13 protein-coding genes are annotated in these 14,348 nt (G+C 73.8%); 9 read left to right on the top strand and 4 right to left on the bottom strand.

Annotation, left to right across the window (positions count from 1 at the left end; genetic code table 11):
* Window positions 1-23 precede the first annotated feature (23 nt).
* Window positions 24-923 carry a carbon-nitrogen hydrolase family protein gene (locus DZA62_RS20435; RefSeq protein WP_116950756.1) on the top strand — a complete coding sequence of 300 codons (900 nt, stop codon included), beginning with the start codon at window positions 24-26 and terminating at the stop codon, window positions 921-923.
* Here DZA62_RS20435 and DZA62_RS20440 read toward each other — a convergent pair.
* Both DZA62_RS20440 and DZA62_RS20445 read right to left on the bottom strand, forming a co-directional pair.
* Complete coding sequence (locus tag DZA62_RS20440) at window positions 910-1,719, bottom strand: MerR family transcriptional regulator (RefSeq protein ID WP_116950757.1); 810 nt, start codon at window positions 1,717-1,719, stop codon at window positions 910-912. The two genes, DZA62_RS20435 and DZA62_RS20440, sit on opposite strands and share 14 nt — an antisense overlap.
* 59 nt (window positions 1,720-1,778) lie before the next feature.
* Window positions 1,779-2,657, bottom strand: a complete 879-nt coding sequence (locus tag DZA62_RS20445; protein ID WP_157987800.1) for an LLM class flavin-dependent oxidoreductase — start codon at window positions 2,655-2,657, stop codon at window positions 1,779-1,781.
* Between the two features lie 87 nt (window positions 2,658-2,744).
* On the opposite strand from DZA62_RS20445, the gene DZA62_RS20450 reads away from it, so the two are divergent.
* From DZA62_RS20450 to DZA62_RS20460, 3 genes are read left to right on the top strand one after another with little or no spacing between them, the layout of a single operon-like run.
* Window positions 2,745-3,083 (top strand): winged helix-turn-helix transcriptional regulator, encoded by a 339-nt coding sequence (locus DZA62_RS20450; RefSeq protein WP_116950761.1) that lies wholly within the window; start codon window positions 2,745-2,747, stop codon window positions 3,081-3,083.
* 43 nt (window positions 3,084-3,126) lie between these two features.
* Window positions 3,127-4,338: an SLC13 family permease gene (locus DZA62_RS20455; RefSeq protein ID WP_116950762.1), complete on the top strand. Its 1,212-nt coding sequence runs from the start codon at window positions 3,127-3,129 to the stop codon at window positions 4,336-4,338.
* A gap of 13 nt (window positions 4,339-4,351) precedes the next feature.
* Window positions 4,352-4,891 carry a universal stress protein gene (locus DZA62_RS20460; protein WP_116950764.1) on the top strand — a complete coding sequence of 180 codons (540 nt, stop codon included), beginning with the start codon at window positions 4,352-4,354 and terminating at the stop codon, window positions 4,889-4,891.
* A 61-nt stretch (window positions 4,892-4,952) separates the two neighbouring features.
* Here the strand turns inward: DZA62_RS20460 and DZA62_RS20465 are convergent, their stop codons facing one another.
* Entirely contained in the window at window positions 4,953-6,143 is a 1,191-nt protein-coding gene (locus DZA62_RS20465; RefSeq protein WP_198664004.1) for an MFS transporter, read from the bottom strand.
* A gap of 67 nt (window positions 6,144-6,210) precedes the next feature.
* Between DZA62_RS20465 and DZA62_RS20470 the strand changes: the two genes are divergently transcribed.
* The 4 genes from DZA62_RS20470 to DZA62_RS20485 all read left to right on the top strand — a co-directional run bounded on the left by DZA62_RS20470 (window position 6,211) and on the right by DZA62_RS20485 (window position 12,389).
* Entirely contained in the window at window positions 6,211-7,287 is a 1,077-nt protein-coding gene (locus tag DZA62_RS20470) for an ArsR/SmtB family transcription factor (protein ID WP_198664005.1), read from the top strand.
* Window positions 7,278-9,347, top strand: coding sequence for a hydantoinase/oxoprolinase family protein (locus DZA62_RS20475; protein WP_116950766.1), 2,070 nt, complete (start codon window positions 7,278-7,280; stop codon window positions 9,345-9,347). Before DZA62_RS20470 ends, DZA62_RS20475 begins: the two co-directional genes overlap by 10 nt.
* On the top strand, window positions 9,344-11,197 hold the full coding sequence (locus DZA62_RS20480) for a hydantoinase B/oxoprolinase family protein (RefSeq protein WP_116950767.1): 1,854 nt from the start codon (window positions 9,344-9,346) through the stop codon (window positions 11,195-11,197). Before DZA62_RS20475 ends, DZA62_RS20480 begins: the two co-directional genes overlap by 4 nt.
* A gap of 316 nt (window positions 11,198-11,513) precedes the next feature.
* On the top strand, window positions 11,514-12,389 hold the full coding sequence (locus DZA62_RS20485) for an MHYT domain-containing protein (RefSeq protein WP_198664006.1): 876 nt from the start codon (window positions 11,514-11,516) through the stop codon (window positions 12,387-12,389).
* On the opposite strand, the gene DZA62_RS20490 is transcribed toward DZA62_RS20485, so the two are convergent.
* On the bottom strand, window positions 12,353-13,087 hold the full coding sequence (locus DZA62_RS20490; RefSeq protein ID WP_157987801.1) for a carbonic anhydrase: 735 nt from the start codon (window positions 13,085-13,087) through the stop codon (window positions 12,353-12,355). The genes DZA62_RS20485 and DZA62_RS20490 overlap by 37 nt on opposite strands.
* Window positions 13,088-13,111: 24 nt before the next feature.
* Between DZA62_RS20490 and DZA62_RS20495 the strand changes: the two genes are divergently transcribed.
* A complete protein-coding gene (locus tag DZA62_RS20495; protein ID WP_116950772.1) occupies window positions 13,112-14,293 on the top strand; it encodes a CaiB/BaiF CoA transferase family protein in 1,182 nt (393 codons plus the stop codon).
* The last annotated feature ends 55 nt before the right edge of the window (window positions 14,294-14,348 follow it).

The following is a 14,348-nucleotide window of genomic DNA, read 5'->3' on the forward strand; positions in this document are numbered from 1 at the left end:
TCGAGCGCTGAGGAGGTGCCGTCATGCGGGCGTTCACCGCGGCCGCGGTCCAGGTGCGGCCGCTGGCCGAGCCGCTGACCGTGCAGAGCATCAAGGCCAACGTCGAGCACGCGCTCGACTACGTGGAGCGCTGCGCCGGCGACACCGGCGCGGAGCTGATCGTGCTGCCGGAGTCCGTCACCACCGGGTTCACCCCGGCGCTGCCGGCCGACGACCTGTGGGAGCTGGTCACCGACGTGCCGGGCGCGCTGGCCGAGCCGTTCCAGGAGGCGGCCCGCCGGCTGGGCGTCCACTTGGCATGGGGGACGTACGAGCGCGGCGCCGGGCGTGGCGTCGTCCACAACTCGGCCGTGCTGGCCGGCCCGGACGGCGAGATCGCCGGCGTCTACCGCAAGACGCACCCGTTCTGCACGGAGCTGGCGTCGCGCGGCGGCTGGGTGACACCCGGCGACGACGTGTGCGTGGCCGACACCGCGCTCGGGAAGATCGGCATGATCATCTGCTTCGACGGCGACTATCCGGAGCTGTCGCGCATCACCGCCGTCCGCGGCGCCGAGGTCATCCTGCGCCCATCGGCGCTGCTGCGCTCGGCCGACCTGTGGGAGCTGACCAACCGGGCCCGTGCCTACGACAACCACGTCTTCGTGGTGGGGGCCAACGCCACGGGCGCCGACCCGGCCGGCGTGCTCTACTTCGGCAACTCGATGATCGTCACCCCGATCGCCGAGGTCGTCGCGCGCGCGGCCAGCCACGAGTGCTGGGTCTCCGCTCGGCTCGATCCTGACGCGGCGCTGCGGTCGCTCACACCGGGATCCAGCGTCGGGCAGGGCTTCGACCATCTGGCCGACCGCAATCTGGAGCTGATCCGGCGGCACACGGACGAGCTCACCCGCCCGGCCGCCAGCTCGTTCAGGAGGGCCTGACCGGCCAGACGATCTCGGTCTCGAGCTTCGACGGGTCGCTCACCTGCGACGGGTCGTTGAGGTACACGTCGTAGGGTGCGCCGTTCGACGTCAGCCCCTGGGTCTCGAGCCACGCCTCGACCTCGCGGTAGGCGAGGCCCAGCTCTTCGTACGGACCGACGTGACGGGTGACGGCGGCAAGCCCGCCGGGCTGCCGGTGCAGGCTGAACCCGTCGGGCGCCGCAGGCAGCCCGGCGACCGGCACGCACGCCTCGATGGTCCACGTGTCGTCGGCCATCTCGAGGTACACCATGCGCGGCGGGCCCGCGGGCCGCCCGCCGGCCGCCTGGACGGCGGCGAACAGCCGGTGGTAGGCGACGGCGCTGGTTTCGGCCAGGGTGTCCGGCGTGGCCGGGTAGGTGGTGCCGAGGACCTCGGCGGGCGCGGTGTCGCGGGTGCTGATCTGGTAAGCCATGACGGCTCCCTTCCGGATGAAGGTCTCGACACGGTCGAGCATGTGCCGATGACGGTCGATGCGCCGCTCGAGCACCTGCCGGTAGTCGTCGAGGAGATCGCGGACGCGGTCCGGGTCGGACTCGGCCAGCACCTCCCGGATCGACGACAGCGGCATGTCGAGCGAGCGCAGGGTGGCGATGACCCGAGCCGTCGCCGCCTGTTCCGGCGCGTAGTACCGGTAGCCGGTGTCAGGGTCGACGTGCGCGGGGCGCAGCAGGCCGGTCTCGTCGTAGACCCGCAGTGCCTTGATGCTCAGCCACGTCAGCCGGGAGAACCGGCCGATCGTCAGGAGCTCGTCCATCGCCACCTCCTCTCACGTCAGGGAGCCTGGAGTCTTCCCCCGGGGACGAGTCAAGCACCTCAGCGGAGCTTGGGTACCACCTCCAGCGCGAGCCGCTCGAACCGTTCGACGTCCGCGGGCAGCGGCCAGCCGACGACGAACTCGGTGAAGCCGGCCGGGGCGTACCGATCGACCAGCTCCTCCAGCTCCGCCGGCCCGCTCAGCGCGTCGGTGCCGGCCCAGAGCAGCACCGACCTGCGGATCGACGCCGGGTCGCGGCCGGCCGCCGCGGCGAACTCGTCGACCCTCCGGCTCCACTGCGTGGCCAGCGCGACGTTCTCGTCGAGGCTCGCGTCGGGGCGGCCGTTGGTGTTCCAGACGTCGGCCCGCTCGGCCGCCACCCGCAGCACCGTCGGTGCCTGGCCGCCGACGATCAGCGGCGGGCGCGGCCGCTGCGCCGCGGGCGGGCCGGTCGGGAGGTCGCGGACGGTGTACCAGTCGCCCTCGAACGTGTACGGCCCGCCGTCTCGGCGCAGCACCTCGTCGAGGACCCGGACGTACTCGGGGTACCGGGCGACCCGCTCCTTGACCGTCCACGGCGCGGTGCCCGTGGCGTGGTGGTCGACCTCCATGATGCCGGCGCCGATGCCCAGCTCCAGCCGCCCGCCGGACAGCTGGTCGACCGTGAGCGCCTCCTTCGCCAGCACCGCCGGCGGACGGAGGATCGGGTTGCTCACGAGCGTGCCGACCCGGATGGCCGACGTGGTCAGGGCGGCTGCGGTGGTCATGGTCCAGCCGTCCAGCCAGGGCGGCTCGGTGGCGAAGATGTTGCCGATGTGGTCGGGGAGGAAGAGCTGGTCGAAACCGAGCTGCTCGACCCGGCGGAACCGGTCGAGCAGCGTGGGCGCGTCGGCGTCGGGGAGGACCAGGACGCCGAAGCGGCGGGGGTGCGTCGTCATGATGCGATCGTCGGCGCACACTTGCCGATGATCAAGTACTGACTATATTGTCAGGTACCCACCAGATGGTAAGTATGGGGAGAGCGCATGGCCCGGAACCGGCCCTACACCTGCGGCCTCGACGCCGCCATCGACGTCGTCGGGGGCAAGTGGAAGGCGACGGTGCTGTGGATGCTGGAGGACCAGGGCCCGCTGCGTTTCGGTGAGCTGCGCCGGCGCATCCCGGGGGTCACCGAGAAGATGCTGGTCCAGCACCTGCGCGAGCTCGAGTCCGACGGTCTGGTGCACCGCGAGGCCTACCACCAGGTGCCGCCGAAGGTGGAGTACTCGCTGACCGACTACGGCCGCACGCTCGAGCTGGCACTGCGGCCATTGGGCGACTGGGGGCACGCGAACATGGCCCGGATCGAGGCGACGCACGCCTGACCTCGCGAGCGTCCCAACGGCGGAGGTCGTCTCCGTCGGGGCGCTGCTGCTCGTGCTGGCCGCCGCCGTCGTGCGCCCGTTCGGCTGGCCGGAGGCGGCGGTCGCGGTGCCGGCGGCGGCGCTCGTGGTCGCCACCGGGGCGATCTCGCTCGACCACGTCCGTGCCGAGACCGACCGGCTCGGCGACGTCGTCGTGTTCCTGGCGGCGGTGCTCGTGCTGGCGCAGCTCTGCGACGACGACGGGCTGTTCCGCGCGTGCGGGGCGTGGCTGGCCCGGGGCGCGGCCGCCCGGCCGCGTCGGCTGCTGGGCCGGGTGTTCGTGGCCGCCTCGGCGATCACCGTCGTGCTCAGCCTGGACGCCACCGTCGTGCTGCTGACCCCGGTGGTGTTCGCCACCGCGGCGCGGCTCGGGATGCGGCCGCGGCCGCACCTGTACGCCTGCACCCACCTGTCGAACACGGCGTCGCTGCTGCTGCCCGTCTCGAACCTGACCAACCTGCTCGCGTTCGCGGTCAGCGGGCTGACGTCCGCCCGGTTCGCGGCGCTGATGGCGCTGCCGTGGCTGGTGGCGGTCGCGGTGGAGTACCTGGTGTTCCGGCGCTTCTTCGGCACCGACCTCGACGCGGCGCCCCCGCCCGTCGTCACCGGGGAGACGCCCGAGCTGCCGGTGTTCACGCTGGTGACGCTGGCGGTCACGCTGGCCGGGTTCGTGCTGACGTCCGCGCTCGGCATCGGCCCGGCCTGGGCGGCGTGGGCCGGCGCGCTGGTGCTCGCCGTCCGCGCCCTGGTCCAGCACCGTACGACGTGGAGGCGGCTGCTGCGCTCGCTGTCGCTGCCGTTCCTGGCCTTCGTGCTGGCACTGGGCATCGTGGTGCGGGCGGTCGTCGACAACGGGCTCGGGACGGCGCTGGGCGCGCTGGTCCCCTCCGGCACCGGCCTGCTCGCCCTGCTCGGCATCGCGGTGCTGGCGGCCGTGCTGGCCAACGTGATCAACAACCTGCCGGCGGTCCTGGTGCTGCTGCCGCTGGCCGCGCCGTCCGGTCCGGGCGCCGTGCTGGCGGTGCTGATCGGGGTCAACATCGGGCCGAACCTCACCTACGCTGGGTCCCTGGCCACCCTGCTGTGGCGGCGCGTCGTGCACGCCCACGACACCGAGGTGAGCCTGCGAGAGTTCACCAGACTCGGCCTCGCCACCGTGCCCGCGTGCCTCGTCGCCGCGGTGCTGGCACTGTGGGTGTCGCTGGCCGTGGCCTGAGGAGGCGGAGCCGATGCGCGTCGTGGTCTGGGTGGTCGAGGGCACCTGGCCGGCCTGCGTCGACGCCGCTCGTGCCTACGCGTCGCAGGACGCGGAGCTGGAGCTGCTGCACGTCACCCCGGCCGACCTGTCCGGGGCCGCGCACGGCGCGTTCGCGGGCCTGCTCGGACGCGGCCGCGCCGACCTCGACCCGGGCAGCCGGCTGGAGGACCTCGCGGCCGGTTCCGCGGAGCGGCTGCTGGCCGGCGCGGCACAGCGGCTGGGCCGTCCGTGCACCAGGGTGGCGCGCACCGGCCGGGTGGAGCAGGAGGTCGTGGTGGCCGCCGACGGCGCCGGCCTGCTGGTCCTCGCCCGCGACGGCGACCTGACCCACCTCGGGCCGCACAGCCTCGCACCCGCCAGCCGGTTCGTCGTCGACCATGCCCCGTGCCCCGTCCTGCTGGTCTGGCCCGAGGCCGCGCCCAGCGCCGCTACCCTCCCGCCGTCTCCTCCACCGCCTCCGCCGCACCCGCCACCGCCCGCCCCGCCGCCGCCGCGCGGCCAGCCACGTTGATCTTGGAGTTGTTCGGCCATCAATCGGGCGAATCGGACCGCATGGCCGAACAACTCCAAGATCAACGTCGGTCGTGGAAGGCGGCGAGCAATGCCGGCAGCGCCACCAGCAGCGCGGCCGCCCGGATCGCGCCGGCCAGCGGGTACGGCGCCCGCAGTCCGAACGCGTGCGCGATGACGCCGCTGACCAGAGCGCCCGCCGGGATCAACCCCCAGCCGACCAGGCGGTGCACGCTCATCACCCGGCCGAGCAGCTCTGCCGGCGCCAGCCGCTGCCGCAGCCCGATGCTCACCAGGTTCCACAGGGTGACGCCCAGCCCGGTGGCCGCCAGCAGCGAACCGAGCACGACGGCGTTGGGGCTCAGCCCGATCGCGGCCACGGCGGCGGCGTTCACAGTCAGCGCGGTGAGCAGCACCGCCCGGTCGCCGAAGCGGCGCAGCAGCCGTGGCCCGGCCACCCCGCCGATCAGGCTGCCGACCGCCGCCGACGCCAGCAGCAGGCCGAACCCGCGCGTCGACACCCCCAGCTCCGTCGTCGCCAGCAGCACCAGCGTCGCGTTGCCGAGCTGGAAGCAGAACGTGTTCACCGCGGCCAGCAGCGTCAGCGTCCGCAGCAGCCGGTGTGCGGCCAGCCAGCGCAGCCCGGCCCCGATCTCCGAGCGCAGCGACGTCGACGCCCGCCCGGCGACGCGGTCCCGGGGTGCCTGCCGGAGGGTCGCCAGCAGCGCCGCCGCCACCGTCAGCATGACCGCGTCCGCCCCGAACGGCAGCCCGATCGCGACGGCGAACAGCAGGCTGCCCAGCGGCGGGCCGAGGAACTGCTGCCCGACGACGGCGATGGTCTGCTGGTAGCCGTTGGCCGACGGCAGCCGCTCGGGCGACACCAGCGAGGGCAGCAGCGCCTGCGCCGCCGTCCCGGTCACCACCTGGGCGGCGCCCAGCCCGAAGGCCAGCGCCGTCAGCCCGGCCACGCCCAGCCGACCGCTCGCGGCCAGCACGGCGGCCAGCGCCGCGATCGCCGCCTGCGCCGCGACGCCGCGCCAGAGCAGCGCGGCCCGGTCGTGCCGGTCGACCAGCGCGCCGGCCGGCAGCGAGAACAGCAGCCACGGCAGGTAGGTCGCCGCGGCGACGACGGAGACCAGCCGCGGATCGCGGGTCAGCGTCGCCGCCAGCAGCGGCACGGCCGCCGCGAACATGCCGTCGCCGGCCGTCGTCAGGCTGGTGGCGGCGGCGAACCGGCGGTAGCGGGTCATGGCGGGGATCGTCCAGGGCGGGCGCGCCGAACGAGCACCATGTAGCGCTCTGCTACACACTGGGACGATGGCGCTGACCGTCGAGCTGAGCGTGGACGAACTGGCCGACACCCGGTTCGCGGTGTCGGCGCTGTCGGAGACGGTGGCCGCCCTGCAGCAGCTGGCCGGGCAGGACCGCCAGGCCGTGCACGACCGCTGGCTGCGCTGGGCCCGGTCCGAGCTGGCTCGCGCGCCGCTGGCGTTGCCGCTGACCTGGCCGCTGCTGTTCGGCACCGGGCCGGGCTGGCCGGAGTTCCTGGTCCCGGCGCCGGCCGGGCCGGGCGGCACGATCGACGACGACCTGGCCGCGCTGTGCCGCACGCCGCCGGGGAACGTGCGGGCGAACCTGCGCCGGAGGTTCGCGGCCGGGTACCCGTCGGAGGCCGTCGCCGGTCTCGCCGCGGACCCCGCGGCCGGGCTGGCCGAGCTGGCCGCCGAGCTGCGCGCCGTCCACGACCGCCTGATCGAGCCGCACTGGCCCCGCATCCGCGCCGTCCTCGAAGCCGACGTCGCGCATCGCGCCCGGCGGCTGGCCCGCGGGGGAGCGGCGGCGCTCTTCGCCGACCTGCACCCGGACCTCAGCTGGCGCGACGGCCGGCTCCGGCTCGGTGGCGACCGCTGGCGCGAGGACAGCTCCGTCGACCGCGGGCCGGGCGGGCTGGTGCTGATGCCGGTCGTCCTCGGGTCGGCGTACGTGCTGATCAAGCGGCGAACGTCGACCCAGACGACGGTGCGCTACCCGGCCCGAGGTGTCGGCGCGCTGTGGAGCGTGCGGCTCGGGGCGCCGCCGGCCGGGGCGACCGTCAGGCTGCTCGGCCGGGCCCGTGCGGAGCTGCTCGACGCGCTGCGCTCGCCCGCGTCGACCACCGACCTCGCCCGCGCGCTCGGCGTCACACCCAGCGCCGTCGGCCAGCACGTGCGGGTGCTGCGCGAGAACGGGCTGGTCGCGGGCGAGCGCCACGGCCGGTCCGTCCTCTACCGCACGACGGCGCTCGGCGCTGCCCTGCGCGACGGAGCGGTTCACGAGGGCGACGGCGCACCGTTGGCACCAGTTGCCGACGCCGGGCCCGGCGCCGCGCCGGTTGAATCGACCGCATGCCCCTGATCCGCATCGGCATCGACACCGGTGGCACGTTCACCGACGTCGTCGCCGTCGACGAGGAGACCGGCCGGCAGGCGAGCACGAAGACGCCGTCGACGCCGGGCGACCCCGCCGAGGGGTTCATGGCCGGCGTGCACAAGATCCTGCGCCTGCTCGGCGCGGCCGGCGACGACGTCGGCGCCGTCGTGCACGGCACCACCGTCGCGACGAACCGGCTGCTGGAGGGGAAGGTCGGCCACCTCGGCTTCGTCACGACCGAGGGGTACGCGCATGTGCTGGAGATCGCCCGGCAGTCGGTCCCGGACGGCTACGGCAACAGCTACTTCTGGGTGAAACCGCCGCGCATCGTCCCCGCCGACCTCGTCCGCACCGTCGGCGGCCGGCTCGCCCACGACGGCAGCGAGCTGCGCCCGTTCAGCGAGGACGACGCCGTCGCCGCCGCCCGGTTCTTCCGCGACCGCGGCATCACCACCGTCGGCGTCTGCTTCCTGCACTCCTACGCGAACCCGGAGCACGAGCTGCGCATGCGTGACGTGCTGGCGCGGGAGCATCCGGACGCCGTCGTGTCGATCTCGGCCGAGGTGCTGCGGGAGTACCGCGAGTACGAGCGCAGCGTGACGACGCTGGTCGACGCCGCGGTGAAGCCGAGCATCGCCCGCTACGTCGGGACCATCGCGTCCCGGCTGGCGACGCTGCGCGACGACGGCGACGCCGTTCCGTTCTACGTCATGAAGTCCAACGGCGGCGTGCTGTCGGCCGACGAGGTGGTCCGGCAGCCGATCTCGACGGTGCTGTCCGGCCCGGCCGCCGGCGCTCTGGGCGCCGCGGTCGTCGCGGAGGCGGCCGGGTTCGGCAGTGTCCTCACGCTGGACGGCGGCGGCACGTCCACCGACGTCGCGGTGGTCGTCGACGGGCATCCGGCGCTGACGACCGAGGGCAGCGTCGGCGCCTTCCCGAGCAAGATCCCGATGATCGACGTCGTCACCGTCGGCGCCGGCGGCGGGTCGGTCGCCTGGCTCAGTCCCGAAGGGACGCTGAAGGTGGGGCCGCGATCGGCCGGCGCCGATCCGGGCCCGCTCTGCTACGGCACCGGCGGCACCGAGCCGACCGTCACCGACGCGCACCTGCTGCTCGGCCGCATCCCGCCGCACCTGCTCGGCGGCGAGATCCCGCTGGACATCGACGCCGCTCGATCGGGTGTCGCCGCGCTGGCTGCCGAGCTCGGGCTGACGCCGGAGCGGTGCGCCGCCGGGATCCTGGAGATCTCCACGTGGAACCAGGCGAACGCGCTGCGGCAGGTCACCGTCACCCGCGGGCTGGACGTGCGCGACTTCCACCTGGTCAGCTTCGGCGGGTCCGGGTCACTGCTGGCCTGCCGGCTGGCCGACGTGCTCGGGCTGGCCGGCGTGCTGGTCCCGCCGGACCCCGGCAACCTGTCCGCATACGGGCTGCTCACCGTCGACGTGCGCAACGACTACGTGCGGACGGCGGTCGCCCGGCACGCGGTGCTCGACCCCGACGCCGCCGGGAAGACGTTCGACGACCTGCGGGCGGAGGCGTCCGCCGCGCTGGAGCGGGAGGGTTTCGCGGCGGGGGAGCGGCGGTACCTGCGCACGGCCGACCTGCGCTACTTCGGCCAGGCGTCGGAGGTGCGCGTCGAGGTGCCGGACGGCCCGGTCACCACGGCGCTCGCGGACGCCGTCGCCGCCGCCTTCCACGCCGCCCATCGGCGGCTCTACGGCTACGACTTCGCCGGCGACGCCCGTCAGGAGGTCGAGTGGGTCAACCTGCGGGTCACCGGCGTCGGCCCGATCGCCCGCCCGGCGCCGCGGTTCGCGCCGCGCGGGACGGGGGCCGTGCCGCGGACGTCGCGGCCGGTCGACTTCGGCGACGGGTGGGCGGACACCCCGATCTACGACCGCGCCGCGCTGGGCGCCGGCGACATCGTCGCCGGGCCGGCCGTCGTCGAGGAGTTCGGCTCCACGGTCCCGGTCCACCCGGGCTTCCGCGCCGTCGTCGACGCACACGGGAACCTGCTGATCACCCGGGAGGGGCACCAGTGAGCGCCGACCCGATCCTGGTCGAGATAGTCGAGGGCTATCTGACGTCGGTCGAGAAGGAGGTCGAGACCGCCATCGGGCGCACGTCCCGCTCGCCGATGATCCGCGACGCGCACGACTACCGCGCCGGCATCCACGACCGGCGGCTGCGCAAGCTGACCGGCCGCTCGTACTCGGCGCTGGTCGATCCCGTCGTCCGCGACTACCCGATCGAGACGATGCGGCCGGGCGACGTGTTCTTCCACAACGACGTGTACCTGTCCGAGGGCGGCATCGGTCACCTGCCGGACCTGTGCGTCACCGCCCCCGTCTTCGTTGAGAACACAGCGGGGGAGCCCGAGGTCGTTGCCTTTGTCCAGGCGTTCGGGCACCACGACGACATCGGCGGCACCGTCCCCGGCTCGATGCCGTCGCACGCCACCAGCGTGTTCGAGGAGGGCCTGATGGTCCCGCCGATCCGGCTGTGGGACCAGGGCGTGCCCAACGAGGCCGCGCTGAAGATCATGATCCGCAACTCGCGGATGCCGGAGTCGCTGGCCGCCGACCTCGACGCCGAGTGCGCGGCCTGCCTCATGGGCGCGCGGCGGCTGGCCGAGCTGTTCCAGCGCTACGGCCGGGCCGACGTCGAGGCGTGCTTCGACGCCATCCTCGACAAGACGACGCAGACGTTCCGGCGGGAGATCCTGGCGAAGATCCCGGCCGGCACCTACGTCTGGGAGGACTACGCCGAGCACGACGGCGTCGACCCGCCGAGGCTGCACACGCAGCGCATCACCCTCACCAAGCAGGACGACCGGCTGGTCATCGACTTCGCCGGCACCGGCCCGCAGGCGAAGGGGCCGATCAACCACTGCGGCGACTACGCCGACGGCGCGTTCCTGAAGAAGTGGCTGGCGCCGATCCTGCGCAACCTCGCCGACTCGCCGGAGCGGATGGCCGAGCTCGAGGTCAACGAGGGCGTCGTGCCGCTGATCGAGCTGCGCTTCCCGCCGCCCGGCACGCTGCTGACGCCGGTGTTCCCGGCGCCGACGAACGCCCGGACCTTCGTCATCCTGCGGCTGCTCGGCGTCCTGGCCGGCGTGCTCGCGAAGGCGGTCGACGGCCGGATGCCGGCGGACCAGGAGACGATCCGCTACACCGGCGTCTACGGCGACGACGCCGAGGGGCGGCCGTACCTCATGCGCGAGGTGCTGGGCGGCGGCTCGGGCGGGCGGTACTACGCCGACGGCGAGGACACCATCCACGTCGTGCCGGACTCCCGGAACCTGCCGACGGAGTTCAGCGAGTCGCGCTTCCCGTTCGTCGTCGAGAAGCTGGGCCTGGCGCTGGACTCCGGCGGGCCGGGCCGGTACCGCGGCGGCCTGGGCTACGAGAAGCACGTCCGGATGCTGCGCGACGCGCACTTCATGTCGATCGCGGACCGGTCGATCCTGTCCTGCTGGGGCGTGCGGGGCGGGCGGGCCGGGCGGCCGTTCTCGGTGACGATCGACCCCGGCGGCCCGCGCGAGCGCGAGGTCGACGCCCTGGCCGACGGCGAGCCCGTGCGGGCCGGCGAGGTGATCCGGATCCGTACCACCGGCGGCGGTGGCTGGGGCGACCCGCTGGACCGCCCGGCCGGCGAGGTGCTGCGCGACGTGCGCTGGCGGAAGGTCTCGGTGGACGGGGCGCGAGCCGACTACGGGGTCGTGGTGAGTGGGCCGGCGGACGACCCGGTCGTCGACGAGGCGGCGACGCGAGGGCTGCGGGCGACGCTGCTGGCGGAACGGACCGGCGACGAGCCGTTCTTCGACCGCGGTCCCGGCTACGCCCGCCTCTCCGGCGGCGCCACGTCGGCCGCCGTCGACCGGCTCTGATCGAGCGCGGCCCGGCCCGCGCGGCGGCCTGACCTGCGGCGAGACGGTCCCCAGGCGCCGTCTGTCGGTGCGGGCGCGACCCGACTCGCCGAACGTGACCATCCGGCGACAGCACCCATAGCGACAATCTGGACAAAGCCGGTATTGACGGCGATGCCGTTGATATCACATGCTCCCCTTTGTGGCTTCCGCGAGAGGCCACGACGTAGATATTCATCCGGGGGGCTGAATCTTGTCGTCGACGAGCCATGTCGATCATTTCACGCATGGTCTGACCACGCCTGCGATCGGGTACGCGTTCATGGTGATGGCGGCCGTGATCGGACTGATGTGCACCGTCCGCGCCCGAGAGGCGACCGGGGCCGCCAAGCGGAACTGGCTGATCACCGGCGCCGCGTCGCTGGCCGCCGGGATCTGGACACTGCACTTCATCGCAATGCTGGGATTCCGGGTATCCGGAAGCCCGATCCGTTACAACGTATCGCTGACCTTGATCAGTTTGATCGTCGCGTTCCTCGTCGTCGGTGGCGGGGTGCTGATGGTCGGTTACGGGAAAGATCGAAATCGCGCGCTGCTGTTCGGCGGGCTGGGCACCGGCATCGGCGTCGCCGCGATGCACTACACCGGAATGGCGTCGGTGCAGATCGACGGGTCGGTCGGATACCGCGCGGAGCTGGTGGTGGCGTCGCTGGCGATCGCCGTCGGGGCCGCGACCGCGGCGTTGTGGCTGGCGTTCACCATCCGCACGCTGTGGGGTGCGGTGGCCGCCGCGCTGGTCATGGGCATCGCGGTGAGCAGCATGCACTACACCGGCATGGCGTCGGTGTCGGCGCGGCTGGCCGCGGATCCCGGACCGGTCACCGGCGCGTCGGCGGGGGAGTTCGTGGTGCCCCTGACGATCGGGCTCGGGGCGCTGCTGCTGGCCGGCTTCACGGTCATCGCGGTGTCGCCGGTCGAGCTCGGTCCTCCGGACGACGACGAGGACGAGCCGTCGGCCGAGGTGGAGCGGGAGAACCTGTTCGCGCCGCCGCGCCGCCCGTCACCGGAGGAACCGGGCCAGCCGCCGGCCCCGGTGCGGCGGGCCGCGCAGACCCGCCCGCTGCCCAGACGGCCACTGGGCGACGACGAACCGGCGAAGGCCGATCCGGCGGTCGTTCAGAGCTGGCTGACCCGCCCGGACTCGAGGTCGTAGACCCCGGCGACGACCGTGGTGCGGCCGGCGGCGACCGCCTCGTGCACGATCGGCGACGCGCCGGTCAGCGCCGCCGCGGCACTGCGGACCTGCGCCTCGACGCAGGCGGCGAGGTACGCGGCCTCGTCGCCGCCGGCCGTCACACCGCGGACGGCCGGCTCGATCGCCTGCACGAGCGCCGCGATGGAGCCGTCGGGCGCCGGGCCGCCACGCACGACGTCGACGGTGGCCTGGACGGCGCCGCAGCCCGCGTGCCCGAGCACGACGACCAGCGGGACCGCGACGTGCTCGACGGCGTACTCGATGCTTCCCACGACGGCGTCGTCGAGCACCTCGCCGGCGGAGCGGACCGTGAACAGGTCGCCGAGGCCCTGGTCGAACACCAGCTCCGGCGTGACCCGCGAGTCGGCGCAGCTGAGCACGCAGGCGATCGGGTGTTGCCCGGCCACGAGCGACTCGCGGTAGGGCTCGTCGTCGTGCGGGTGCTGCGACTCACCGGCCGCGAACCGGTCGTTTCCGGCCGCGAGCACCGCCCAGACGTCATCGGCGCTGGTGGGTGCGGTCCGCGGTGTCGGCGTCGCCGCCGGGCCGGAGCCTTCCGGTCCGGACGAGCAGCCGGCCAGGCCGGTCGCCGTGAGGCCGACGAGACCGAACAGGCCGAGGGCGCGGCGCCGGGTCAGCCGGCCGTCGTTGATCACGATCGCTCAGCGTAATCTGTGAGGATGTCCGACACGCAGGAGTTCGCCGATGCCGGACCGCTGGCCGGCTACGTCGTGGTCGACCTCAGCCGGGCGCTGGCCGGGCCGCACGCGGGCATGATGCTCGGCGACCTCGGCGCCCGCGTCATCAAGGTCGAGGCGCCCGGCCACGGCGACGAGTCGCGTACCTGGGGCCCGCCGTTCCTCGGTTCCGACGACCAGCCGGTGTCGTCGTACTTCCTGTCCGCCAACCGCAACAAGGAGTCGGTCACCGCCGACCTCAAGTCCGAGGCCGGCAAGGACCTGCTCGCCCGCCTGGTCCAGCGGGCCGACGTCCTCATCGAGAACTTCCGCACCGGCGTGCTCGACCGCCTCGGCTTCGGCGTCGAGCGGTTGCACGAGCTCAACCCGCGCCTCGTCGTGCTGTCCATCACCGGGTTCGGGCCGGACGGTCCCGAGGCGGGCCGGGCCGGCTACGACCAGATCGCGCAGGGCGAGGCCGGCGTCATGAGCCTCACCGGCGAGCCGGACCACCCGACGAAGGTCGGCGTCCCGATCGGCGACCTGCTGGCCGGCATGTACGGCGTGTCAGGCCTGCTCGCGGCGCTGCTCGAGCGGGAGCGGACGGGGCGCGGCCGCGTCGTCCGGGTCTCGCTGCTGTCGGCGCTGGTCGGGGTGCACGCGTTCCAGGGCACCCGGTGGACGGTGGCCGGCGAGGTCCCGCACGCCATCGGCAACCATCACCCGTCGATCGCGCCGTACGGACTGTTCAACGCCGCCGACGGCGCCCTGCAGGTCGCCGTCGGCAACGACGCGTCGTGGCGGGCCTTCGCCGTCGTCGCCGGTCTCGACCCCGACGAGCCGCGCTTCGCCAGCAACCGGCTGCGGGTGCAGCACCGCGACGAGCTGGTCGGCGCCATCGAGAAGGCGTTCGCCGCGCATCCGCGCGACCACTGGCTGGCCCGGCTCGACGACGCCGGCATCGCCAGCGGCAAGGTGCGCACCGTCGACGAGGTCTACGAGTGGGAGCAGACCCGCTCGCAGGGCCTTCTGGTCGACGTCGAGCATCCGCTGCTGGGCACGGTCCAGCTGCCCGGCCCCGCCGTCCGCTTCGACGACGCGCCGCCCAAGCACCACACCCCGCCGCCGCTGCTCGGTGAGCACGACGCGTCCGTCCGCGCCTGGCTCGACCAGGACGAGACGTGATGCCCAGGTAGGTGGTTCAACCGGTTGATGGGTGGCTGACGGGCAAGACGCAAAC

Origin of the sequence: Jiangella endophytica (genome assembly GCF_003427025.1) — a bacterium.
GTDB lineage: Bacteria > Actinomycetota > Actinomycetes > Jiangellales > Jiangellaceae > Jiangella > Jiangella endophytica.